Raw genomic sequence first — 21577 nt, 5'->3', positions numbered from 1 at the left:
CCGCGTCAGCGGCCCCGGCCCTCCACCGCAGGCATAGGCTCGGCCCATGCCGATCTCCCGTGCCGCTGCGGACCCCGGTCCGACAGTGGGCACCGCATGACGGCATCCGCCCCCGCTCCCGACCCGCGCCGCTGGCGCGCTCTCTCGGTGATGCTGATGGGGCAGTTCGCCGCCCTCCTCGACGTCAGCGTGACGAACGTGGCGCTGCCGTCGATCGGGCGCTCCACCGGAGCGGGCGCGAGCGAGCTGCAGTGGATCGTGACGGGGTACGTGCTGGCCTTCGCGCTCGTCCCGGTCATCGGTGGGAGATTGGGCGATCAGCGTGGGCGGCGGCGCATCTTCACGATCGCCGTCCTCGGGTTCGTCATCGCGAGTGCGGCCGTGGGCCTCGCCCCGAACGCGGGCCTGCTGATCGCGGCGCGGGTCGTCCAAGGGCTCTTCGGCGGAATGATGGGGCCGCAGGTCTCGGGCTTCATCCAGAACGCGTTCCCCGCGTGGGAACGGGGGCGCGCCTTCGGCCGGCTGGGGCTGACGGTCGGTGCGGGAACCGCCCTCGGCCCGGTCATCGCGGGTCTCCTGATCGCGGCGGGAGGGCCCGAGATCGGATGGCGTCTGGTGTTCTTCATCAACGTGCCGGTCGGGATCGCCGCGGTTCTGCTCGCTCGGCGCTGGGTCCCGGCCGACGAGCCGTCCTCCACGGCATCCGGTCGGCGCGTCGACGTGCTCGGCGCGATACTTCTCGGTGCGGGCGTGCTGTGCCTGCTGTTCCCGATCGTCGAGACGGGGCAGAGCGGCGGCCCGCTCACGCTTCTCCTGCTCCTTCCCGCCGCGGGCTTCCTCTTCGCGCTCGTGCGTCACGAGGCGCGTTTGACGAAGGCGGATGCCGGGCCCCTTCTCGATCTGCGCCTGTTCCGCGTCCGGTCCTTCGTCACGGGTGTCGTCTTCGCGGTCGTCTTCTTCTGCAGCAACACCGGAATCCCGCTGGTGCTCGCGCTCTACTACCAGAACGGTCTCGGCTTCACCGCGCTGCAGTCCGGCCTCGGCGTCACGGCCTACGCGATCGGATCCGTCGTCGGGGCTCCGGTCGCGGGGCGTTTCGTCTCACGGGTGGGGCGACCGCTTCTGGTCGGTGCCGTCGCGGTGTTCACGAGCGTCACGATCGTCCTCGGACTGCTGGTTCAGGTCGGGGCCGAGGCGACGGACCCGGCGGGGGTCATCCTGCGCCTGTGCGTTCCCCTGTTCGTCCTCGGCATCGCGGGCGGCGCGATCGTCACGCCGAACCAGACGTTGACCCTGGCCGACGTCGATCCCCGGCGGGGCGGCGTCGCCGGCGGAGTGGTCCAGACGGCTCAGCGGGTGGGGTCCTCGATCGGTCAGACCGTCCTCGGCACGGCCTTCGTGCTGGCGGTCGCGGGTGCGGCGGGCTCCGCGGGAGCGGGCTCCCCGGCGAAAGATCCGGCGACGTTCGCCGACGCTCTCACCCTTGCGCTCGCGGTGTCGGTGGTCTTCTCGGGCTCGGCCATCCTGCTGAGTGCGATCGAGGTGCGTCGGCACCGGAACGGCTGACGCGCCCCGCACGCGGGGACGCTAGCGTCGAGGGATGCACGCCACCTCCGCCCGGCTGGGCCTGGGCCTCGCCGCCGTCGGCCGCCCCGCCTACATCACGACCGCGCGAGACAGCGACCTGGGCGACCCCGCCGAGCGCTCGGTCGAGGCCCTGCGCGAGCGCGCGCACGAGCTGCTCGACGAGGCCTGGGCACTCGGCATCCGGTACGTCGATGCCGCCCGCTCCTACGGCCGGGCCGAGGAGTTCCTCGGGTCGTGGCTCGACGTACACCCCGAGCGCCGCGCCGAGTTGACGATCGGGTCGAAGTGGGGCTACGAGTACGTCGGCGGATGGAGCATGGATGCCGCCGTGCACGAGCGCAAAGAGCACTCGGCGGCCATGTTCGACAGGCAGTGGCCCGAGACGCGCGCGGCGCTCGGCTCCGCTCCGGACTACTACCTGGTCCATTCCGTAACCCCGGAGAGCTCCGCCCTCGGCGACGAGGAGGTGCTGGGCAGACTCCGCCGTTTGCGCTCGGACGGAGTGCGGGTCGGGCTGTCCACGAGTGGACCGCACCAGGCGGCCGTCATCCGGGCCGCCCTCGCTCTTGCGGATTCGCCGTTCTCGGTCGTGCAGTCCACCTGGAATCTGCTCGAGCCCTCGGTGGCTCCGGCGGTCCAGACCGCTCACGACGCCGGCTGGACGGTCGTGGTCAAAGAAGTCCTCGCCAACGGCGAGCTCGCCCACGCCGAACCCGGGAGTCGGCTCGAGGCATCGGCATCCGGCCTGCCCGTGGACGTTTTCTCTCTCGGCGCCGCGCTGGCGCAGCCGTGGGCCGACGTCGTGCTCAGCGGCGCCACGACGACCACGCACCTGCGCCGCGGCGCGAGCGCGCACCCGATCGACGCCCCGGCCGACCTCGCGACGGACCCCGTCGACTACTGGCGTCGACGCTCGGAACGTCCCTGGCGCTGAGCCGGGCTCAGGGGACGCAGTTCAGCGTGGCGACCGTGCCCGAGACGTTCGCCCACGACGTGGCGATCGCGGTGGCGAGGACCGATCCCGACGAGGACCGGGCTTGCACGTACCCCGCGGATCGCGCGTTGGCGATCGAGCGCACGGTGATACCGGGCGAGTAGGTGCCGCAGTACGAGAACGACACCCGCGTCCCCGAGAGGCTCGATCCGCTGAAGGCGCAGACGTTGCCGTCGGCGCAGCTTCCGACCGCCCGCTCGTGCTCGGACGGGACGTCCATGGTCATGCCGAGCTCGGGCCACTCCGCGTGATGCGAGTCGATGACCACCCCGCCGGGGATCTCGGCGAGAGCCGCGGCGATGTCGGGGTGCAGATCGTCGGTCGTGGTCATTCGGAGTCCGCCTTTCTGTCGGAGACGTCCCAGAGGGTGTAGTCGGTGATCGAACCGGCCGGGAGTTTGAGGTTCGGATTGTCGGCGAGCAGTTCGGACTCGAAGCCGACGATGCGCCCGGTGTCGGCCGACAGCAGCAGCGTCGCCTCGGAGGTGGTCAGCCCGGACGGCACCGCGGCGAGACCGACCACCGGACGACCCAGCCGATCGAACGCCGACCCGACGACCCGCAGACCCGGAGCCTGCGCGACCACCTCGAGCAGGGCCGCCTGCTGCGGGCCGGTGAGCGTCCACTCGCCCAGAAGCGCCCGGGCGCCGAGCATCGCGTCGCCCGCCGTCAGCTGGTCCCCGGCGCCGGTCGACGTGAGCACGAGAGCGCGCATCGCCTCGACGGTGGGCTCGGGGGCGGTGGGGGAGAGCGGCGAGAACTGGTTCTGCACGAAGTGGAGGTCGCCGACCACGGTCCCCGGCGTCGGCTCGCCCGCGGGCACCGTGTCGCCCGCCGCGTTGGTGGCCTCGGCGGCGGTGGTCACGACCGAACCGGAGAGGTTCTCGTTCCACTGCACGTCGATCCACTCGCGGCGGAACACCGTCGCCTCGGCCTCGTCGGGCGAGCCGCTGAAGTACCAGCCGAGCGACAACGATCGCCGCTCGGGGGAGGAGGGACCGGAGCCGTCCGTCAACCGTTGCTGCGCCTGCGCGATCACCTCCGACGCGTCCTCGGAGATCGAGGTGAACGCGAGCGGTTGGGGAGTGAGAGCGGATGCCGGGGAACTCGGCATCCAGAGGACTCCGGTGACGATCGCGAGGACCAGGACGACGACCGCGGCGGCCGAGCCCCAGGCGGCGTAGAGGGGTCGACGGCGCGCTCGCGGAGCCGTTCTCGCGAAATCGCGAGCCCGTCGCTCGGCGGCGAGGGGGATCGGTGCGTCGAGGGGCGTCTGCGCGGGATCGAGCCGGCGCAACGCGCGCGCGAGGTCATCGTCGTTCATCGAGCACCTCCTCGGCGGACAGGGGCTCGTCGGATAGGAGCGGGCGGAGTTTGGCTCGGACGCGATTCAGGCGCGTCCACACGGTCCCCGCGCTCGCCCCGACGACGACACCCACCTCGGCGGCCGAGAGGTCCTCCCAGTAGGTGAGCCAGAGGATCTCGCGCTCCTTCTCGGAGAGTGCGCGGATCGCGTCGACGAGTCGATCGATCATCTCGCCCTCCGACGCGTTCGAGAGGGTGCGCACCTGGTCCTCGATGTGCGTCCACAGTGCCCCCTCTCGGTCTCGTCGTCGGTATTCGTTCGCGATGAGGTTCCGAGCCGTGCGGTACAGCCACGGCAAACCGAACGGCTCTCGCGGATCGCGCTTGCGCCACGCGATCTCGAAGCATTCCATCGTGAGGTCGTCCGCGGCCTCGCGGTCCGACACGCGCCGTTCGATGAATCGCCGAACGGCGTTGTAGTGCTCACGGAAGAGCGCCACGAAATCCGCGTCGTCCGTCACCGCTGTCTTTCCTCGTGCGTGTACCGGGGCTGTGTCGGGGCGGTCGTGGACCTTACAGAGGAAGGCGAGAAAAGAATTTTCGGACGGTGTGTAAGGAAAGGTGCTCGGCGGACACGACATATGCGGGGGTGGGTGCCGACTCCGGCTTCGAGAAGGCACCCATACGCCCGTCGTCCGATGTTCGGGTCTGACGACGACGGGCGAGGGGTTGCGCCGCTTGGGGGCGGCGCAACCCCTCGGATCTTCGTCATGCGATCCAGAATGGCAGAGACGGGCAGTGCCCCGAGACGACGCCGGGGTGCTCAGTCGGGGGCGACCAGCAGATTCGTGATCCGCGCCGTCGCGACGAGGCGGTCCTGGTCGTCGATCACGCGGACGTCGTACGTGGCCAGCCGGCGACCGCGATGAGCGGGAGTGGCTGTGGCGTGGATGCGGCCCCCGGTCGCCCCGCGATGGTGCGTGATGTTCAGGTCGACGCCGACGCACACCATGCCGAGGGTCGACGCGTGGATCATGGCCGCCCACGAGCCGACGGCCTCGGAGAGCGCGGCCGTCGCGCCACCGTGCAGGCGGCCGAGGGACTGCGTATTGCCCTCGACGGGCATCCACGCGCAGACCCGGTCGGCCGACTGTGCCGTCACGGTGATGCCCAGCCGGTCGTCGAGGGCTCCGGGAACGATGGTCCAGGGCGTCATGGGGTCTCCTTCGGGCTCCCTCTTGTCGGGGGCGTGTCCCTCTGACACTATTACTGAACGCTCGGTCGGTAACAGATTCTGGTCGAGTCCCCACACCCTGCCCCACAGAACGACGGAGTTCTCATGGCCTCGCTGACCTCGGCATCCGCCCCTGCCACCGGGATGAAACGAGAGGAACGGCGCGTTCTCGCCGGCACCCTCGTAGGCACCTCGATCGAGTGGTACGACTTCTTCATCTACGCCCAGGCGGCGGGGCTCGTGCTCGCGCCGCTGTTCCTCGCGCCCCTCGCCCAGACCGACCCCGCCATCGCGCAGGTGCTGTCGTTCGCGACGATCGGCATCTCGTTCCTCTTCCGCCCGCTCGGCGCCGTCGTGGCCGGCTGGCTCGGCGACCGCCTCGGCCGTAAGAAGATGCTCGTGCTCACCCTCATCATGATGGGTGTCTCGACGGCCCTGATCGGCGTGCTGCCCACGTACGCCGCGATCGGGGTGGCAGCCCCCGTCCTACTCATCCTCCTGCGCGTGCTGCAGGGCTTCTCGGCCGGTGGCGAGTGGGGCGGCGCGGCGCTGCTCTCGGTCGAGCACGCCCCGGTGAACCGCCGCGGCTACTTCGGTGCGTACCCGCAGATCGGTGTGCCCGTGGGCATGATCCTCGCCACCGCGACCCTGTGGATCCTCACCTCGTCGATGTCGGCCGAGGCCTTCCTCGCGTGGGGCTGGCGCGTGCCGTTCCTCTTCTCGATCGTGCTCATCGTGGTCGGATACGTCATCCGCCGCGCGGTGGAGGAGAGCCCCGTGTTCGAAGACCTCGTGCGCCGCCGCAAGGAGTCGTCGGCTCCGCTCGGCCAGCTGTTCCGCAAGAACTGGCGCCAGGTCGCCCTGACGGCATTCGTCTTCATCGGCAACAACGCCGCGGGCTACCTGCTGATCGCGTTCTTCGCGACCTACTCCGTCTCGGCGCTGGGCATGGATCGCCCGACCGTGCTGCTGGCCACGACCCTGGCATCCTTCGGCTGGCTCGGCTTCACCCTGTGGGGCGGCCGACTCTCGGACCGTCTCGGCCGCGTGCGGACCTTCCAGCTCGGCTACCTGCTGCTGGCCGTGTGGGCCGTGCCGATGTGGTTCCTCATCGACACCGCGAACATCGTCTGGTACTTCGTCGCGCTGTTCGTGATGACGCTCGGCCTCGGCCTGTCGTACGGACCGCAGGCGGCGCTGTACGCCGAGATGTTCCCCGCGAACGTGCGGTACTCGGGCGTCTCGATCGGCTACGCGCTTGGCGCGATCATGGGCGGAGCTTTCGCCCCGATGATCGCCGAGGCGCTGCTGCGCTCGACCGGCGCCTCGTGGACCATCGGTCTGTACATCGCCGTCGCCGCGCTCATCTCGCTCGGCGCCGTCTCGCTCATCAAGGAGACGAAGGGCGTCGACCTGAGGGCGTGATCCCGGATGCCGAGAGGCGGCGCTGCGCGTGGCGCGGGGCCGCCTCTTCGCGCGACGACCGTCAGGCGGTGTGCAGGCCGTCGAGGGCGATGCGCACGATGTCGGCGCCGAGACGATCGCCGTCGACGCCGCCGCCGGGACGGTACCACTCGACGACGGAGTTGATCATGCCGAACAGCAGGCGGGCGGCGACCGCGGCATCGACGTCGTCGCGCACGCTCCCCTCGGCCTGGGCTTCGGCGACGAGGCTCGTCACGCGATGGTCGAAGACGCGGCGACGCTCGAGCGCGGCCTGCTCGACGGCGCCGTTGCCCCGCACCCGCAGCAGGAGGGTCACCGCGGGGAGCTGCGCGACGAGCACGTCGGTCGCCCCCGTGAGCACGAAGCGCAGGCGATCGGACGCCGCGCCCTCGCGCGCGCCGGGCTCGTCGAGGACGGCCTCGAGACCGCCGAGTGCGGCCTCGAGGGCGACCGCCAGCAGCTCCTCCTTCGAAGAGAAGTGGTGGTAGAGCGCCGACTTGGTCAGCCCGAGGCGTTTGGCGAGGTCGGCGACGCTGGTGGCGTCGTACCCCTGCTCGTTGAACAACTGCACGGCCACGGCGAGCAGTCCCTCGCGGTCGTAACCCGGGCGACCCCGACGCGCGGGCGCGTCTTCCGTCGCACCCGGGGCGTCGGCGGTCTGCGGGGTCGTCACGGGATCGGCGGGCACGGATTCAGTGTGTCACTCCAGCAGGGCGGGGGAGTCCGCGTGCAGCAGAGCGCGCGCCGCGTTGCCGATGACCGCACTGTAGGTGGGGTACGCGAAACGCACTCCCGCGAGCGTCGACACGTCGATGCCGGCCGCCATCGCCGTGGTCACCGACTGGATGACCTCGACGGCGTTCTCGCCCACCGCGTGCGCCCCCAGCACCAACTCGCGGCGACGGTCGGCGATGAGCATGAGGAAACCGCGCTCGCGGTCGTCGATCACCGCGCGGTCGAGGTCGGCGAAGCGGACGGTCGCCACGACGCACGAGGGGTCGCGGTCTCGCGCCTGCTCTTCGGTCAAGCCGACGCCCGCGTAGTCGGGGTCGGTGAACCCGCCCGCGGGCAGCAGGTGGTGCGGGGTGCGCCGGTTGGCGCCCAGAACGGCGTTCTCGGCCGCCGCTTCGCCCTCGAACTGCGCCGCCTGGACGAGCATGTCGCGGCCGTTCGCGTCGCCGACGGCGAGGATGTGCGGAACGATCGTCCGGAAGTAGCGATCGACCGGGATGGCCGAGCGCTCCACCTCGACGCCGACGTTCTCGAGGCCGAGGTCCTCGACGTCAGCGGGCCACCCGGTCGCCATGATGACGACGTCGACGTCGACGCTCCGAGAAGAGCCCTCCTCGCGCCAGACCAGGGTGAGCGATCCGTCGGCGGCACGGTCGATGCGCTCGACCGTCTCGATCCCGGTCCGCACGTCGACGCCGTGCTCCGAGAGGGAGTCGGCGATCACCCGGGAGATGGCGGCGTCGGATGCCATGAGCACACGCGGTGCGACATCGAGCAGGGTGACCTCGGAGCCGAAGGAGCGGAACACCGTCACCAGCTGAGCGCCCGTGTTGCCGGCGCCGATGACGGCGACGCGGCGGGGCAGCTCGGTCAGGGTGAGCACGTCCTCGGGGACGGTGGCGAGCTCGGCTCCGGGGATCGGCAGGCGACGGGAGTGCCCGCCCACGCAGACCAGGATCGACTCCGCACGGATGCGGCGGCCGCTGTCGAGCACGAGCGTGTGGTCGTCGGCGAAGCGCGCCCGGCCCTCGTGCACCAGAGCCACCCCGGCGTGCGCGAAGCGCTCGGCCTCGCGCTTGATCGAGCGCACGGCATCCACTCGCTCGTGCACCCTCGACACCACCGCCGACCAGTCGACGCGGGGCTCGTCCACGACGATGCCGTAGTCGTCCGCGGAGCGCGTCTCGCGCATGAGGCGCGCGGCCTTCGCGAGCACCCGCGTGGGAACGCAACCCGTGTTGACGCAGGTTCCGCCCACGCGGCCGGCTTCGAGGACGACCACGGAGGCACCGAGTTCCGCCGCTCGCAAGGCGGCGGCCGTGCCCGCGGGGCCCGCTCCGATCACGGCGATGTCGTAGCTGTCGGCGTCGTGGATCACGGCGGTCCTCCCGGGGATCGAGGACCTCAGTCAATCCCGTCGCGAAGGTCGGGCCGTGGGGCTTGCGTCGCCGCTCAGAACCCCTCGTAGATCTGGGTCGCCGTCAGGCCCGTTCCCCCGAGTGCGTGGACGCCGGGGGCGGGGTGCAGCTCGAAGCTCTCTCCGTCGTGGAGGAGGACGGCGGTGTAGTCGCCCCGCGTGTCGAGCTTGAGCTCGAATCGTCCCGTGTCGATGAGGCGGAGGGTGACCACCGCCCCGCTGCGCGCCACGAAACTGACCTCTTTCTCGCGGGCGTTCGGGAGGGGGATGACCGGCTCGTCCGCCGCGGGCGTCGGCGAAGCGGGGGGAGTCTGTGCGTCGGCGTCCATCCGGCGAGTCTGTCATGCGCGGGGACCCGGGTGCCGTCGTACCCGGATCCCGGGTGTCAGCGCGCGTCGCGCCAGGAGTGCTGCGGGTCGAATCCGAGCAGGCGGCGGGCCTTGTCGATCGACAGCAGCGTGGTGTTCTCACCCAGGTCGCCGTGCGTGGCGACCCCGGGGAACACCTCGGCGACCAGCTCGGCGTTGGGGCGCGTCATGACCGTGTCGGCCGCCGCAATGATGAAGGTGTCGAAGCCCGCGGGCGCTGTCTCGAGGGCGCGTTCCACGGCCTGCGCACCATCACGCGCATCGATGTAGCCCCACAGGTTCCACTTGCGGGTGCGGGCGTCGTCGTCGAAGGGGAACTCCGCGTAGTCCTCGGGGACCATCACGTTCGAGAACCGCAGCGCGGTGATCGACAGCTCGGGGTTCCAGCGCACGAGCTCCACCGCCAGGCGCTCTTCGAGCGTCTTCACGAGCGAGTAGACCGACTCGGGTCGCGGTGCGTACTCCTCGTCGACCGGGATGTACGGGGGCGGCACGTCGAAAGGAAGACCGAGGACGGTCTCGCTCGACGCGTAGACGATCTTCTGGATGCCGAGACGTGTCGCCGCCCAGAAGACGTTGAAGGTGCTCGCCATGTTGTTGTGGAAGGTCGCGATGTCGGAGCGGATGCCGGGTGCCGGGATCGCCGCGAGATGCACGAGGGCCTCGAAACCGTCGTGCTGGTCGTTCACGGCGGTGAGGGCGTCGATGACCTGGCCGTAGTCGGTGAGGTCGACCTGGACGAAGCCCGGGCCGCGTTCTCCGCGGACGTCGAGCCCGATGACGTCGTGGCCGGCGGCACGCAGCTCGCGGGCGACGACCGAGCCGAGCTTTCCGGACGAACCGGTGAGGGCGATGCGCATGAGTGTCCTTCTGGATCGGGGATGAGCCGACAATAGCGGCGGCCTCCGACATCTATCGAGCGGGTTGACGACCGCGACGACGACGAAGGCCCGCGGGAGCACGTCCCGCGGGCCGGGGCGACGTCAGTGGACGCGCGCCTCTTCGTCGTCGTCGTCATCGCCCGGGATGAAGACGTCGACGACGGTCACGTTGATCTCGACGGCCTTCATGCCGACGATCTCGGTGATGGCCTTCTCCACGGCCGAGCGCACGTTCGCCGCGACCTTCTGGATCCGCTCGGGGTACTCCACCTGGATCGCGATGTCGGCGGCGACCTCGGTCTCGCCGACCTCGACGCTCACGCCCTGCGCGTAGTCCTTCGCCCCGACGGCCTGGCGGATGTTGCCGATGACGCGGGCTGCTCCGCCGCCGAGGGCGTGGACACCGGGAACCTCGGCCGCGGCGATGCCGGCGACCTTGGCCACGACGGCGTCGACGATGACGGTCTTGCCGGCGTCGGTCCGGGTCGAGGTGGGGAGGGAGGAGTTCTGTGCCATGAGGAAGGTCCTTTCGTCAAGATCCCGGAGCGTTCCGACCCCGAGGTGTTTCGCTATGTGGACGAGCCCGGTTCGTGAAACGTCACGATCCGAGCCTGAGTGATTGCTGACAGGAACCTCGATGCCCTCTTTGACCTCCGCCACCGACGCTTTCCTCGCGTCGCGCGCGGCCGACGGCGACCAGCTCGCCTTCGGGGTGCTGGTGCGTCGGCATGCGCCGTTCCTCGTCGCGTTCGCGACCAGGCTCACGGGCTCGCGCGCCGACGCCGACGATTGCGTGCAGGAGGCCCTCATCACGGCGTGGCGGCGTCTTCCGGATCTCACCGATCCCGAGAAGGTGCGAAGCTGGCTGACGACCATCGTGTCGCGCAAGGCCACCGACCGCTTGCGTTCGCGCAAGATCTCCGAAGAGATCGACGAGGAGATGGTTTCGGGTCGCGATGACCCGGAGCGCGCGGTTGTGGCATCTTCTCAGATGGACGCGCTCAAGAAGATCCTGGGCGAGTTGCCCGAGGACCTCCGTGTGGTGTGGGTGCTGCGCGAGGTCGGTGGGCACAGCTACGACGAGATCGCCGTCGAAGTGGGCGAGTCCGCCGCCACCGTGCGCGGGCGCCTCGCGCGAGCGAGGAAAACGGTTCTGGAACGCATGGAGGAGTGGAGGTGACCCCAATGAGCGAGACCAACGACGACATCGGCGGGTCGGGATACTCCCTCGAAGACCTCTCCGCGTACCTCGATCGCGGACGCATCCCCCGTATCCCGGCGATCGAGCGCAGCGCCGAGTGTCAGGCGATTCTGGCGTCGATGGAGCGGATGGGACGGCTTTCCCGCGAGATCGTGGAGGAGCAGGCGGCCGAGCCGATCTCGGAGTCCTGGTACGACAACATCATGCGCGAGGTCATGCGCGAGTTCCGAGCCGGCCGCGACATCCCCCTCGCGCGCACCGACGACGGGACCGAGCTGGTCGTCACCGAGGGCGCGCTGTACGAGCTGATCCGCACGGTCGGGGACGGCATCGAGGGGCTGATGGTGGGGCGAGTGCGCCTCGACCAGCCCGAACCCGATGCTCCCCTCGATGTGCGGGTCACCGTCAGCGTGCGTTTCGGACGCGCGATGAACACGGCGGTCGACGAGATGCGCGACGGCATCCGCTCGGCCATCGAACGACACGGCGACCTTCGGGTCGGACGAGTGGACGTCACCGTCGGTGACGTGCACCTCGACGAGGGGGAAGACCTATGACGACCATCTCCGCAGCGGAGCTCGCCCCGCGCATCGATCTCGCCGTGACCGCCGTCGAGGGCGTGCGGGAATGCTATTCGGCCCGCCCCGTCGTGGCCCGTGCGATCGAGCACGTGGTCGACGTCGAGGGCTCACTCGCCGAGGTCGAAGAGGCCGGCGGCGCGCGCGCCATCACCGTCTGCATCGGCGTGTCCGCCGACGACGATGCGGCCCTCGTGGCCGCCGCCGTCGCGACGGCGGCGCGTGGCGCGGGTGACGACGAGGTCCCGTCCTCGGTCCGCGTCCGCGTAGCGCGACTGGTCGCACCCCGCTCCTGAGGCGTCTCTCGGCCGAGGGGCGGCGAACCGGCTTACGCTGGAAGCACCGCCCACTCGTCCCCGGAGGCCGAATGTCCACGCCGCCCGTCATCGCCGTCACCGGATCCACCGGAGCTGTGGGGGGTCGGGTCGCACGAGACCTCGCCGCCCGTGGCATCCCGCAGCGTCTCGTCGTGCGCGACGCGTCCCGTGCGCCGTCGCTCGCGGGAGCCGAGGTGCACGTCGCGCGCTATTCCGACGCGGATGCCGCCCGCACGGCCCTGCGGGGAGTCGACACGTTGTTCATGGTGTCGGCGTCGGAGACTGCCGATCGCGTCGAGCACCACCGCACCTTCGTCGAGGCCGCCGCGGAGGCGGGCGTGCGCTCGATCGTCTACACCTCGTTCTTCGCCGCCGCCCCGGACGCGGTCTTCACCCTGGGGCGCGACCACGCCGCCACCGAGGAGATCATCCGCGGATCGGAAATGCGCTGGACGTTCCTGCGCGACAACTTCTACATGGACATGATGGAGCTCTTCGCCGGCGACGACGGCGTCATCCGCGGTCCCGCGGGCGACGGGCGGTGCTCGCTCGTCTCGCGCGCCGATGTCGCCGCCACGGCGGTCGCGGTTCTGCTCGATCCGGCCGCGCACGCCGACGTGACGTACGACCTGACGGGGCCCGAGGCGTTGACCATGACCGAGGTCGCCGAGAAGATCTCGGCGGTCCGCGGCCACCGCGTGCGCTTCGTCGACGAGACGGTCGAAGAGGCGTACGCCTCGCGGGCCGCTTACGGCGCCCCGCGCTGGCAGGTCGACGCGTGGGTGAGCACCTACACGTCGATCGCGAGCGGCGATCAAGCCGCCGTCTCGGGCGATGTCGAGCGCGTCACCGGCCGCCCGGCCCAGAGTTTCGAGGAGTTTCTCGGCGCCGTGTCGTGACGCCAGCTCCTCGGGTATGCTGACGGCGTGCTGACCTGTCGCTGTTGTCGCTGAACGCCCCCGCGTTCTTTTTCGACGACCCCGTCAGCCGCGCCCGCCCCGGGCGCACCAACCTCCAGGACTCCATCGTGCGTTACGCCCAGAGCGTCGCCGACCTCGTCGGCAACACCCCCCTCGTCCGTCTCTCCCGCGTCACCGACGGCATCGCCGCCACGGTTCTCGCGAAGATCGAGTACTTCAACCCCGGCGGCTCGGCCAAAGACCGCATCGCTGCGAACATCGTCGACGCCGCCGAGCGCGACGGCCTGCTGCAGCCCGGGGGAGTGATCGTCGAGCCCACCAGCGGCAACACCGGCGTCGGCCTCGCCCTCATCGCGCAGCAGCGCGGGTACCGCTGCGTCTTCGTCGTGCCCGACAAGGTCGCCGAGGACAAGAGGGCGGTGCTGCGGGCGTACGGTGCGGAGGTCGTCGTGACCCCCACGAACGTCGAGCCCGACGACCCGAACTCGTATTACAGCGTCTCCGACCGCCTGGTGCGCGAGATCCCCGGCGCCTTCAAGCCCAACCAGTACGCCAACCCGAACGGTCCGCGCAGCCACTACGAGACCACCGGTCCCGAGATCTGGCGCGACACCGAGGGGCGGCTCACCCACTTCGTCGCCGGCGTCGGCACGGGCGGCACGATCACCGGCACCGGCCGGTACCTCCGCGAGGTCGCCGGGTCGGCGGTGCGCATCGTCGGGGTCGACCCCGAGGGCTCGATCTACTCGGGTGACGACATCCACGGCTACGACGTCGAGGGCGTCGGTGAGGACTTCTGGCCCGCGGCCTTCGACCCGACCCTCGTCGACGGGTACGAGCGCGTCTCCGACGCCGAGTCGTTCGCGATGACCCGCCGGCTCGCTCGCGAAGAGGGGCTGCTCGTCGGCGGCTCCAGTGGCATGGCGGTGGTCGGTGCCCTGCGTGTCGCGCGGGAGCTGCCGGCCGATGCCGTGGTCGTCGTCATCCTTCCCGATCACGGTCGCGGCTACCTCAGCAAGATCTTCGACGACGACTGGATGATCGAGCGCGGCTACGACGTTGCACCCGTGGCATCCCTTCTTCCGACCCCTTCCGAGGAGCACCCCGCATGAGCACCCACGACGCCGCCCGCGGCTTCGACAGCCTCGCCGTCCACGCCGGTCAAGAGCCCGACGAGATCACGGGGGCGGTCATCCCGCCGATCCACGTCTCGACGACGTACGCGCAGGACGGCATCGGCGGGCTCCGCGGCGGCTACGAGTACGGCCGCAGCGGCAATCCCACGCGGACCGCGCTCGAGACGCAGATCGCCGCCCTCGAGGGCGGGGCGCGTGCGCTGTCGTTCGCCTCGGGCCTGGCCGGTGAGGACGCGCTGCTGCGCGCCGCGCTCCAGCCCGGTGACGAGGTGCTGCTCGGCAACGACGTCTACGGCGGCACCTACCGTCTGCTGGCCCGCGTCTTGGGCCCGTGGGGTGTGAAGCTGCGCGTGGTCGACATGAGCGATCTGGATGCCGTGGCATCCGCGATCGAAGAGCGTGCGCCGCGCATGGTCTGGGTCGAGACGCCCAGCAACCCGATGCTGCGCATCACCGACATCGCCGGCCTCGCCGCCCTCGGCCACGCCGCGGGTGCCCTCGTCGTGGTGGACAACACCTTCGCCTCACCGGCTCTGCAGCGTCCGCTGTCGCTCGGCGCCGACGTCGTCGTGCACTCGGCGACGAAGTACCTGGGCGGCCACAGCGACGTCGTCGGGGGAGCGCTCGCGTTCGCCGACGACGACCTCGCCGAGAAGGTGAAGTTCCTGCAGTTCGCCGCGGGCGCGGTGTCGGGTCCCTTCGACGCCTACCTCACCACGCGCGGCATCAAGACGCTCGCGGTGCGCATGCAGCGGCACAGCTCGAACGCGCAGGCGGTGGCCGAGCACCTGCTCGCCCACGACCGCGTCGCGAAGGTCTACTACCCGGGTCTGCCCTCGCACCCCGGTCACGAGCTGGCGGCGCGGCAGATGAGCGGGTTCGGCGGCATCGTGTCGCTCGAGCTCGCCGACGGCGCAGCGGCCCGCCGCTTCGCGGAGTCGACGCGCCTGTTCACTCTCGCCGAGTCGCTGGGAGGGGTGGAGTCGCTCGTGAACTATCCGGATGCCATGACCCACGCCTCCGTCCGCGGCACCGAACTCGCGGTGCCCGAGACCATCGTCCGCCTGTCGGTCGGCATCGAATCGGTCGACGACCTGGTCGCCGATGTGGATCAGGCGCTCGCCGCGCTCTGAGCCCCGCTCCCGATACGACGAACCCGGCCTCCCGCAGATGCGGGGGCCGGGTTCGTTCGTTTGTGAGGGGGGGTCAGCGCTCGGCGCGAGCCAGGTTCTGCTCGAGCTCTTCGCGGTTCTGACGCACGACGTACGCGGGCTGGTCGCGCTCGACGCGCCAGCTCTCGCTGAGGGGTCCGACGTTGACGGTGTCGAAGCCGAACTCGTCATAGATGCGCGTGACCAGGGCGACGGCCTCGTCGGAGTCGCTCGAGGTCGCCAGAGCCCGACGGTTCTCGGTACCGGCGGGGGCGCCGTCGGTGAGGATGTCCGCGGCGGGGATGTGGTTGAACGCCTTCACCACGACCGACTCGGGAAGGTGCTCCTGAAGCATCTGCGAGGTGGTCGTCTTCTTCTCGTCGAGCTCGGCGATCTGGCCGTCGCGCTCGAAGTAGTAGTTGTTCGTGTCGAGAACGGTCTTGCCCACGAGGGGGGCCACGGGCACGGCGTCGATCGCCTTCAACGGCACCGTCACCACGACGATGTCTCCGGCCTCGGCGGCCTCCTGAGCCGTCGCCGCGCGCGCCTTGTCGCCCACCTCGGCGACGAGGTCGCTCAGCGTCTCGGGGCCTCGCGAGTTGGCGATGACCACGTCGTAACCGTGATCCGCGAAGCCCTTCGCCAGGGCCGAACCGATGTTGCCTGCTCCGATGATTCCTACAGTCGTCATGGAGCAGAGAACCGCGGCATCCGGTGGCTCATTCCCGGGAGCGGTACCAAACCTTCAGCAGCCTAAATATTTAGCACTACTAGTAATCAGTGTCAACCGGTCGGGTTCGTGGACGGCGTCCGTTTATCGTCATTCCTGTCGCACCCTCACGCGAGTGGTCGCAGTCCGGTGTTCGGGTCACCGTCCTGCTTGACCTGTGAGGGCGACGGCCCCCGGTGGACGCGGCTTCGGACCACCGGGGGCCGCTTTCGTTTCCGGGTGAGTCACCTCGTCGGGGCGTCGCGCGGACGGTGGAAGACTGGATGCCGTGACCCCCGAGACCCGCCCCGCGCGCTCCGCCCGCTTCTTCCTCGTCTGCATCGGTGTCGGTCTTCTCGCCGGTCTCATGTCGGGCCTGTTCGGCGTCGGGGGCGGAACCGTCATCGTGCCGCTGCTGGTGCTGCTGCTCGGCTTCGACCAGCGTCTCGGGGCGGGTACCTCGCTCGCGGCGATCGTGCCCACGGCATCCGTCGGCGTCATCACCTACGCGATCGACGGGCACGTCGCGTGGCTGCCGGCCCTGATCCTCGCTGCCTTCGCGGTGGTCGGCGCCCAGATCGGCACGTGGCTGCTCCCGAAGCTGTCGCAGACCGCGCTGCGCTGGGCGTTCGTGGCGTTCCTCATCGTGGTGATGGTGAGTCTGTTCTTCGTCATCCCCTCGCGCGACGCCGAACTCGAGCTCACCTGGATCACCGGACCGGGGCTTGCGCTGCTGGGAGTGATCACCGGAACCCTGGCGGGTCTGCTCGGCGTGGGCGGCGGCATCATCGTCGTCCCCGCCCTGCTGCTGCTGTTCGGCACGAGCGACCTCATCGCCAAGGGCACCTCGCTGCTCATGATGATCCCCACGGCGATCTCGGGGACCGTCGGAAACCTGCGCCGCTCGAACGTCGACATCCGTGCCGCCCTGTGCATCGGGATCGCCGCGTGCCTCACCACCCCGGTGGGCGCCCTCATCGCGAAGTTCGTTGATCCGTTCGTGGGCAACGTGCTGTTCGCGATCTTCCTCGTCTTCATCGCCTCGCAGATGGCGGTCAAGGCGGTTCGCGGGCGTCACCAGCGCTGACCCCCGGCGGCGGCGCGAACCCGCTCGTTAGACTGAGCGGGTGCCCGTGAACCCCGAACTCGTCGGTCGTGCCTTCGCGCCGACCGCTCCCTACCTGGTCGGCCGCGAGAAGGTGCGCGAATTCGCCCGCGCCGTCTTCGCCGACGCCCCGCAGCACACCGACCCCGCGGCCGCGCGCGCCCTGGGGTACGCCGACGTGGTGGCCCCGCCGACCTTCGCGATGGTCGTTCAAGACCTGACGCTCCAGCAGCTGCTCGGCGACCCCGACTCGGGCATCGAGCTGTCGCGCCTCGTGCACGCCGAGCAGCGGTTCCGCTACACGCGGCCCATCGTCGCGGGCGACGAGCTCGTCGCGACGCTTTCGGTCACCGGCATCCGGACCCTGGGCGGTAACGCGATGATCACGAGCGAAGCCGAGATCGTGGATGCCGACGGCGCCCACGTCGTGACGACGACGAGCGTTTTGCTCGCAGGGGAGGCCGGCGCATGAGCCCGTTCACCGTCGGCGAGGTCATCGCCGAACGCTCCGTTCACCTCACGCGTGAGTCTCTCGTCCGCTACGCCGGCGCGTCGGGCGACTTCAACCCCATCCACTACCGCGACGACGTCGCCGCCGCCGTGGGTCTGCCGGGCGTCCTCGCGCACGGCATGCTCACCATGGGCATCGCCGTCGGCACGCTGACCGAAGCGCTGGGCGACACCGGACGCATCGCCGAATACGGCGTGCGCTTCACCCGACCGGTCGTCGTCGACCCGGAGGCCGGAGCCGACCTGCACGTCAGCGCGAAGGTCGGAGCCGTCGACGACGAGACCGCCCGTATCGACCTGACCGTCACGTTCGCCGAGACGACGGTGCTCGGCAAGGCGCAGGTACGGGTGCGGTTGTCCTGATGCCCGAGGTCGCCCCCGTCCCCCTCTCGCAGTTGACCACCCTGCGCACGGGGGGAGAACCCGCCCGTCTCATCGACGCCTCGACGCTCGACGAGGCGGTCGCCGCGCTCCGCGAGGTGTGGGCCGAGGGCGAGCCGTGGTTCGTGCTCGGCGGCGGCTCGAACCTGTTCGTCGGCGACGAGCCGTTCGAGGGCACGGTCGTGCGGCTCCGCACGTCGGGGATCGAAGAGCTGCCGGGCTCGCGCGAGGGCACGGTACGCCTGCGCGTGCAGGCCGGACACGACTGGGACGCCCTCGTCGCCGAGACGGTCGCGCGCGGCTTCGCCGGCATCGAGGCGATGTCGGGCATCCCCGGCACGGTCGGTGCCGCGCCCGTGCAGAACGTCGGGGCCTACGGCCAGGAGATCGTCCAGACCCTCGTCGAGGTCGAGCTGATCGACGAGTCGACCGGTGAGGTCTCGACCGTCTCCGCTGAAGAACTGGGCCTGGGCTTTCGCACGTCGGTGCTGAAGCGCCACTACGGTTCGGTGCCCGAGCGCTCCGCGGTCATCCTCTCGGTGACGCTCGAGCTCGAACGCGTGGGCGCGGAGGAGCGGCCCATCGCGGGCGAGCAGCTGCGCGGCGCCCTCGGTCTCGAACCGGGCCAGACCGTCTCGCTCCGGTGGGTCCGCGACCACGTCCTCACCACTCGCGCCCGCAAGGGTATGGTCCTCGACGCCGAAGACCCCGACACCTGGAGCGCGGGGTCGTTCTTCCAGAACGCGATCGTCTCGGAGGCCTTCGCCCGCACCCTCCCGGCCGAGTGCCCCCAGTGGCCCCTCACGCCGGTGCTCGATCCGGTGACGGTCATTCCGCTCGCCGCCTTCGACGGCATCCTGCCCCCGCCCCCCGTGGTGTCGCGGCAGGTCAAGGTGAGCGCAGCCTGGCTCATCGAGAACGCCGGTCTCCGCCGGGGGTTCCGCTTCCCGCGCTCGCGCGCCGGGCTCTCGACCAAGCACACGCTCGCCCTGACGAACCGCGGAGAAGCGACCGCGGCCGAGATCGCCGAGCTCGCCCGCTTCGTGCAGAATCGGGTGGCCTCGGAGTTCGGCCTCGTGCTGCAGCCCGAACCGGTCCTGGTCAACGTCGAGCTGTAGCACCGGTCCTTCGTCGCGTGAGGGGTCGTTTTGTGTCGCCTGCGCGCACGCCAGGCGACAGTTCTTGACCCCTCACGCGGCTGGTTGCGTGAGGGGTCAGTTCGTGTCGCCTGGGCGGCTGGGAGGCGACAGTTCTTGACCCCTCACGCGTGGTTGGCGGGCCGGGCGAGGAAGCGGCGGACCCGAGCGAGCAGGGCTGACGGGTCGTCGAAGTCGCGCGCGGTCACGCTCGTGTACCGGTACCCGAGGGATTCGAGCTCCGCGCGTCGGCGCTGATCCCGGCTCCACTGCTGCGGGTCGCGGTGATGATCGCCGTCGTACTCGAGGACGGTCCGCTTGTCCCGGTAGAGCAGATCGACCCGCGCCACGAATCGAGGCCCGTCGTAGATCTCGACGTTGCACTCCGGCTCGGGAAGGCCCGCCATCACGAGAAGCACCCTCAGCTCGGACTCACGGGGCGACTCCGAACACTCGTTTGCAAGATCGATCGCGAGGCGTCTCGCCTTCGACCCTCGACCGCCGAGGAACCGTCGGTGCGTCTGCTCCAGCTGGCCACGCGTCGCCAGCGTCATCCGGCGCGCGATGAGGAAGTCCGACACCGCTGTCAGATGCGGAACCGGCAGAGTTTCCGCCAGCTCCGCCCACGTACGCAGAAGGGACGTGCATCGGATGCCGTCGACCTCGACGACATCGTTCACCTCGACGATCAGCCGTCGGCCGATGACGCCCGATCGGCGGATCCGCACGTGATCGTGCGGGACACCGATGACCGGCATCCGTCGGGCACTCTCCGCGATGCGCAGAGGGAGCGGGAGCCCATGCAGGAGAGCGGCCGTCGCGCCGCAGAAGAACGCGGCGTCGGGGCAGGCGCGAAGGAGCGCGGCCAGCCGTGCGCGGTCATCGTGCTCGGGGGCTACCCGCGTTCCACGGTGGGGCGCCCGCCAGGCAGCCGAGCGCAATGTCGTCGTCGAGAGCCCGGCGCGCCGCCCCTCGGCCACCGTGAATGCGGAAGGGGGAGCGAGCGACGCGGGGGAGCGGGGAGTCGGCATCTGCCATTTTGTTCATCCGGCCCGCCGGCCCGCTCACGCTATCCACAGCCCGGCCGCGCGTGAGGGGTCATTTCGTGTCGCCGAGCGAGGCTGTGGGCGACAAGAACTGACCCCTCACGCGGAAAGATGCGGGGGTTGGGGAGGAGCGCCCGAGGCGACCGCGGGGCGGCCACCGGGATCCCAGCGACCGCCCCGACGGACGTGGATGCTCAGGCGAACAGGCGCTGGAGGCGCTGGATGCCCTCGAGCAGCTGATCGTCGCCCAGGGCGTACGACAGGCGCAGGTAGCCGCTCGGGCCGAAGGCCTCGCCGGGCACCACCGCGACCTCGGCCTGCTCGAGGATGAGGTCGGCGAGCTCGAGCGAGGTGGTGGGCGTGACGCCGCCCCACGTGCGGTTCAGCAGGCCCTGCACGTCGGGGTAGACGTAGAACGCGCCCAGCGGGTTGGGCACCTCGACGCCGTCGATCTTCGACAGCTCCGACACGATCAGCTGACGACGACGGTCGAAGGCGAGGCGGAACTGCTCGGCCTCGTCCTGGGGTCCGTTGAGCGCCGCGGCGGCGGCGAGCTGCGCGACGTTGTTGACGTTGCTCGACAGGTGCGACTGCAGGTTACCGGCGAGCTTCATGGCATCCGCCGGTCCGACCATCCAGCCCACGCGCCATCCGGTCATGGCGTAGGTCTTGGCCACGCCGTTGACGAGGATGGTCTGCCCCGCGAGCTCGGGCACGGCCTCGACGATCGAGACGGCCTTGACGCCCTCGTAGGTGAGGTTCTGGTAGATCTCGTCGGTGATGACCCAGATGCCGTGCTCGAGGGCCCAGCGACCGATCTCGGCGGTCTCTTCGGGCGTGTAGACCGAGCCGGTGGGGTTCGAGGGCGAGACGAACACGAGCACCGTGGTCTTGTCGGTGCGCGCGGCCTCGAGCTGGGCGACGGTGACCTTGTAGTCCTGGTCGGCGCCGGCGAACACCTCGACGGGCGTGCCGTCGGCCAGGGCGATCGCCTCGGGGTAGGTGGTCCAGAACGGGGCGGGCAGCAGCACCTCGTCGCCGGGGTTCACCACCGTCTGGAACGCCTGGTACACCGACTGCTTGCCGCCGTTGGTCACGATGACCTGCGAGGGCGCGACCTCGAGGCCGGAGTCGCGGAGGGTCTTCGCGGCGATCGCCTCGCGCAGCACGGGGAGGCCCGCGGCGGGGGTGTAGCGGTAGTTCTTCGGGTCCTGCAGCGCCTTCGCCGCGGCATCGACGATGAACGAGGGCGTGGCGAAGTCGGGCTCGCCGGCCGCGTACGAGATGACCGGTCGACCGGCGGCCTGGAGGGCCTTGGCCTTGGCGTCGACCTTGAGGGTCGCGGACTCGGCGATGGCGGACAGCTTGCGGGAGAGCGGGGCGCGGGAAGTCACGGTTCCGAGCCTACTGTTCGCGCCCGCCCC

25 protein-coding genes are annotated in these 21577 nt (G+C 70.3%); 13 read left to right on the top strand and 12 right to left on the bottom strand.

Translation table 11 applies throughout. The annotated features are described in order from the left end of the window. The first annotated feature begins 96 nt into the window (after positions 1-96). Together AB6V31_RS13995 and AB6V31_RS13990 are read left to right on the top strand one after the other, a co-directional pair. Positions 97-1566 (top strand): MFS transporter, encoded by a 1470-nt coding sequence (locus AB6V31_RS13995; protein WP_074695465.1) that lies wholly within the window; start codon positions 97-99, stop codon positions 1564-1566. A gap of 34 nt (positions 1567-1600) precedes the next feature. Then, positions 1601-2521 (top strand): aldo/keto reductase, encoded by a 921-nt coding sequence (locus tag AB6V31_RS13990; protein ID WP_369366348.1) that lies wholly within the window; start codon positions 1601-1603, stop codon positions 2519-2521. Between the two features lie 7 nt (positions 2522-2528). Here AB6V31_RS13990 and AB6V31_RS13985 read toward each other — a convergent pair whose 3' ends face one another. The 4 genes from AB6V31_RS13985 to AB6V31_RS13970 all read right to left on the bottom strand — a co-directional run bounded on the left by AB6V31_RS13985 (position 2529) and on the right by AB6V31_RS13970 (position 5101). Continuing rightward, complete coding sequence (locus tag AB6V31_RS13985; RefSeq protein ID WP_056223884.1) at positions 2529-2912, bottom strand: hypothetical protein; 384 nt, start codon at positions 2910-2912, stop codon at positions 2529-2531. Next, positions 2909-3904 carry a hypothetical protein gene (locus AB6V31_RS13980; protein ID WP_369366346.1) on the bottom strand — a complete coding sequence of 332 codons (996 nt, stop codon included), beginning with the start codon at positions 3902-3904 and terminating at the stop codon, positions 2909-2911. Before AB6V31_RS13980 ends, AB6V31_RS13985 begins: the two co-directional genes overlap by 4 nt. Then, complete coding sequence (locus AB6V31_RS13975) at positions 3891-4406, bottom strand: RNA polymerase sigma factor (protein WP_369366345.1); 516 nt, start codon at positions 4404-4406, stop codon at positions 3891-3893. The genes AB6V31_RS13980 and AB6V31_RS13975 overlap by 14 nt, the downstream gene beginning before the upstream one ends. Positions 4407-4708: 302 nt before the next feature. Beyond that, positions 4709-5101, bottom strand: coding sequence for a PaaI family thioesterase (locus AB6V31_RS13970; protein ID WP_113576092.1), 393 nt, complete (start codon positions 5099-5101; stop codon positions 4709-4711). Between the two features lie 123 nt (positions 5102-5224). Here AB6V31_RS13970 and AB6V31_RS13965 point away from each other — a divergent pair, with 123 nt between their 5' ends. Continuing rightward, positions 5225-6544, top strand: coding sequence for an MFS transporter (locus AB6V31_RS13965; protein WP_056223876.1), 1320 nt, complete (start codon positions 5225-5227; stop codon positions 6542-6544). A gap of 61 nt (positions 6545-6605) precedes the next feature. On the opposite strand, the gene AB6V31_RS13960 is transcribed toward AB6V31_RS13965, so the two are convergent. From AB6V31_RS13960 to AB6V31_RS13940, 5 genes are all read right to left on the bottom strand, one after another. Further along, complete coding sequence (locus AB6V31_RS13960) at positions 6606-7253, bottom strand: TetR/AcrR family transcriptional regulator (protein WP_369366343.1); 648 nt, start codon at positions 7251-7253, stop codon at positions 6606-6608. A 12-nt stretch (positions 7254-7265) separates the two neighbouring features. After that, positions 7266-8675: an NAD(P)/FAD-dependent oxidoreductase gene (locus AB6V31_RS13955; protein WP_369366341.1), complete on the bottom strand. Its 1410-nt coding sequence runs from the start codon at positions 8673-8675 to the stop codon at positions 7266-7268. Between the two features lie 74 nt (positions 8676-8749). Further along, positions 8750-9043 (bottom strand): hypothetical protein, encoded by a 294-nt coding sequence (locus tag AB6V31_RS13950; protein ID WP_056223872.1) that lies wholly within the window; start codon positions 9041-9043, stop codon positions 8750-8752. Between the two features lie 56 nt (positions 9044-9099). After that, positions 9100-9942 carry an NAD(P)-dependent oxidoreductase gene (locus AB6V31_RS13945; protein ID WP_056223870.1) on the bottom strand — a complete coding sequence of 281 codons (843 nt, stop codon included), beginning with the start codon at positions 9940-9942 and terminating at the stop codon, positions 9100-9102. A gap of 123 nt (positions 9943-10065) precedes the next feature. Next, positions 10066-10479, bottom strand: a complete 414-nt coding sequence (locus AB6V31_RS13940; RefSeq protein WP_268104640.1) for an Asp23/Gls24 family envelope stress response protein — start codon at positions 10477-10479, stop codon at positions 10066-10068. Positions 10480-10600: 121 nt separating this feature from the next. Here AB6V31_RS13940 and AB6V31_RS13935 point away from each other — a divergent pair, with 121 nt between their 5' ends. From AB6V31_RS13935 to AB6V31_RS13910, 6 genes are all read left to right on the top strand, one after another. After that, positions 10601-11143, top strand: coding sequence for an RNA polymerase sigma factor (locus tag AB6V31_RS13935; RefSeq protein WP_056223866.1), 543 nt, complete (start codon positions 10601-10603; stop codon positions 11141-11143). A gap of 5 nt (positions 11144-11148) precedes the next feature. Next, positions 11149-11721 carry a hypothetical protein gene (locus AB6V31_RS13930; RefSeq protein ID WP_369366338.1) on the top strand — a complete coding sequence of 191 codons (573 nt, stop codon included), beginning with the start codon at positions 11149-11151 and terminating at the stop codon, positions 11719-11721. Next, on the top strand, positions 11718-12038 hold the full coding sequence (locus AB6V31_RS13925) for a hypothetical protein (RefSeq protein ID WP_369366336.1): 321 nt from the start codon (positions 11718-11720) through the stop codon (positions 12036-12038). Before AB6V31_RS13930 ends, AB6V31_RS13925 begins: the two co-directional genes overlap by 4 nt. A 71-nt stretch (positions 12039-12109) precedes the next feature. Next, the gene (locus AB6V31_RS13920; protein ID WP_268104635.1) at positions 12110-12958 is read left to right on the top strand and encodes an SDR family oxidoreductase; all 849 of its coding nucleotides are present in this window, start codon (positions 12110-12112) and stop codon (positions 12956-12958) included. 44 nt (positions 12959-13002) lie between these two features. Then, the gene (locus tag AB6V31_RS13915; protein WP_268104634.1) at positions 13003-14091 is read left to right on the top strand and encodes a pyridoxal-phosphate dependent enzyme; all 1089 of its coding nucleotides are present in this window, start codon (positions 13003-13005) and stop codon (positions 14089-14091) included. Then, positions 14088-15248 carry a cystathionine gamma-synthase gene (locus AB6V31_RS13910; protein ID WP_369366332.1) on the top strand — a complete coding sequence of 387 codons (1161 nt, stop codon included), beginning with the start codon at positions 14088-14090 and terminating at the stop codon, positions 15246-15248. Before AB6V31_RS13915 ends, AB6V31_RS13910 begins: the two co-directional genes overlap by 4 nt. A 73-nt stretch (positions 15249-15321) precedes the next feature. Here AB6V31_RS13910 and AB6V31_RS13905 read toward each other — a convergent pair whose 3' ends face one another. Continuing rightward, positions 15322-15957: an NADPH-dependent F420 reductase gene (locus AB6V31_RS13905; RefSeq protein WP_074695477.1), complete on the bottom strand. Its 636-nt coding sequence runs from the start codon at positions 15955-15957 to the stop codon at positions 15322-15324. Between the two features lie 307 nt (positions 15958-16264). Between AB6V31_RS13905 and AB6V31_RS13900 the strand changes: the two genes are divergently transcribed. Genes AB6V31_RS13900 through AB6V31_RS13885 form a run of 4 tightly spaced genes read left to right on the top strand, consistent with a single transcriptional unit; the run spans position 16265 to position 19089 of the window. Beyond that, positions 16265-17062, top strand: a complete 798-nt coding sequence (locus tag AB6V31_RS13900; RefSeq protein ID WP_268104632.1) for a sulfite exporter TauE/SafE family protein — start codon at positions 16265-16267, stop codon at positions 17060-17062. Between the two features lie 40 nt (positions 17063-17102). Continuing rightward, entirely contained in the window at positions 17103-17552 is a 450-nt protein-coding gene (locus AB6V31_RS13895; protein WP_268104631.1) for a MaoC family dehydratase N-terminal domain-containing protein, read from the top strand. After that, positions 17549-17953: a MaoC/PaaZ C-terminal domain-containing protein gene (locus AB6V31_RS13890; protein WP_369366330.1), complete on the top strand. Its 405-nt coding sequence runs from the start codon at positions 17549-17551 to the stop codon at positions 17951-17953. Before AB6V31_RS13895 ends, AB6V31_RS13890 begins: the two co-directional genes overlap by 4 nt. After that, positions 17953-19089, top strand: a complete 1137-nt coding sequence (locus AB6V31_RS13885; protein WP_369366328.1) for a UDP-N-acetylmuramate dehydrogenase — start codon at positions 17953-17955, stop codon at positions 19087-19089. Before AB6V31_RS13890 ends, AB6V31_RS13885 begins: the two co-directional genes overlap by 1 nt. Before the next feature lie 143 nt (positions 19090-19232). Here AB6V31_RS13885 and AB6V31_RS13880 read toward each other — a convergent pair whose 3' ends face one another. Both AB6V31_RS13880 and AB6V31_RS13875 read right to left on the bottom strand, forming a co-directional pair. Continuing rightward, the gene (locus tag AB6V31_RS13880; RefSeq protein ID WP_369366326.1) at positions 19233-19865 is read right to left on the bottom strand and encodes an endonuclease domain-containing protein; all 633 of its coding nucleotides are present in this window, start codon (positions 19863-19865) and stop codon (positions 19233-19235) included. Positions 19866-20347: 482 nt separating this feature from the next. Next, complete coding sequence (locus tag AB6V31_RS13875) at positions 20348-21547, bottom strand: pyridoxal phosphate-dependent aminotransferase (protein WP_369366324.1); 1200 nt, start codon at positions 21545-21547, stop codon at positions 20348-20350. Positions 21548-21577 lie beyond the last annotated feature (30 nt).

This window comes from Microbacterium sp. 16-032 (assembly GCF_041079455.1).
GTDB classification, from domain to species: Bacteria; Actinomycetota; Actinomycetes; order Actinomycetales; family Microbacteriaceae; genus Microbacterium; species Microbacterium testaceum_A.
This window is presented reverse-complemented; position numbering and strand designations above follow the sequence as displayed.

Coding starts and splice junctions, on each gene's coding strand:
- AB6V31_RS13995 (WP_074695465.1), top strand. CDS start 97: ATGACGGCATCCGCCCCCGCTCCCGACCCGCGCCGCTGGCGCGCTCTC.
- AB6V31_RS13990 (WP_369366348.1), top strand. CDS start 1,601: ATGCACGCCACCTCCGCCCGGCTGGGCCTGGGCCTCGCCGCCGTCGGC.
- AB6V31_RS13985 (WP_056223884.1), bottom strand. CDS start 2,912: ATGACCACGACCGACGATCTGCACCCCGACATCGCCGCGGCTCTCGCC.
- AB6V31_RS13980 (WP_369366346.1), bottom strand. CDS start 3,904: ATGAACGACGATGACCTCGCGCGCGCGTTGCGCCGGCTCGATCCCGCG.
- AB6V31_RS13970 (WP_113576092.1), bottom strand. CDS start 5,101: ATGACGCCCTGGACCATCGTTCCCGGAGCCCTCGACGACCGGCTGGGC.
- AB6V31_RS13965 (WP_056223876.1), top strand. CDS start 5,225: ATGGCCTCGCTGACCTCGGCATCCGCCCCTGCCACCGGGATGAAACGA.
- AB6V31_RS13950 (WP_056223872.1), bottom strand. CDS start 9,043: ATGGACGCCGACGCACAGACTCCCCCCGCTTCGCCGACGCCCGCGGCG.
- AB6V31_RS13945 (WP_056223870.1), bottom strand. CDS start 9,942: ATGCGCATCGCCCTCACCGGTTCGTCCGGAAAGCTCGGCTCGGTCGTC.
- AB6V31_RS13940 (WP_268104640.1), bottom strand. CDS start 10,479: ATGGCACAGAACTCCTCCCTCCCCACCTCGACCCGGACCGACGCCGGC.
- AB6V31_RS13935 (WP_056223866.1), top strand. CDS start 10,601: ATGCCCTCTTTGACCTCCGCCACCGACGCTTTCCTCGCGTCGCGCGCG.
- AB6V31_RS13930 (WP_369366338.1), top strand. CDS start 11,149: ATGAGCGAGACCAACGACGACATCGGCGGGTCGGGATACTCCCTCGAA.
- AB6V31_RS13925 (WP_369366336.1), top strand. CDS start 11,718: ATGACGACCATCTCCGCAGCGGAGCTCGCCCCGCGCATCGATCTCGCC.
- AB6V31_RS13920 (WP_268104635.1), top strand. CDS start 12,110: ATGTCCACGCCGCCCGTCATCGCCGTCACCGGATCCACCGGAGCTGTG.
- AB6V31_RS13910 (WP_369366332.1), top strand. CDS start 14,088: ATGAGCACCCACGACGCCGCCCGCGGCTTCGACAGCCTCGCCGTCCAC.
- AB6V31_RS13905 (WP_074695477.1), bottom strand. CDS start 15,957: ATGACGACTGTAGGAATCATCGGAGCAGGCAACATCGGTTCGGCCCTG.
- AB6V31_RS13890 (WP_369366330.1), top strand. CDS start 17,549: ATGAGCCCGTTCACCGTCGGCGAGGTCATCGCCGAACGCTCCGTTCAC.
- AB6V31_RS13885 (WP_369366328.1), top strand. CDS start 17,953: ATGCCCGAGGTCGCCCCCGTCCCCCTCTCGCAGTTGACCACCCTGCGC.
- AB6V31_RS13880 (WP_369366326.1), bottom strand. CDS start 19,865: ATGCCGGTCATCGGTGTCCCGCACGATCACGTGCGGATCCGCCGATCG.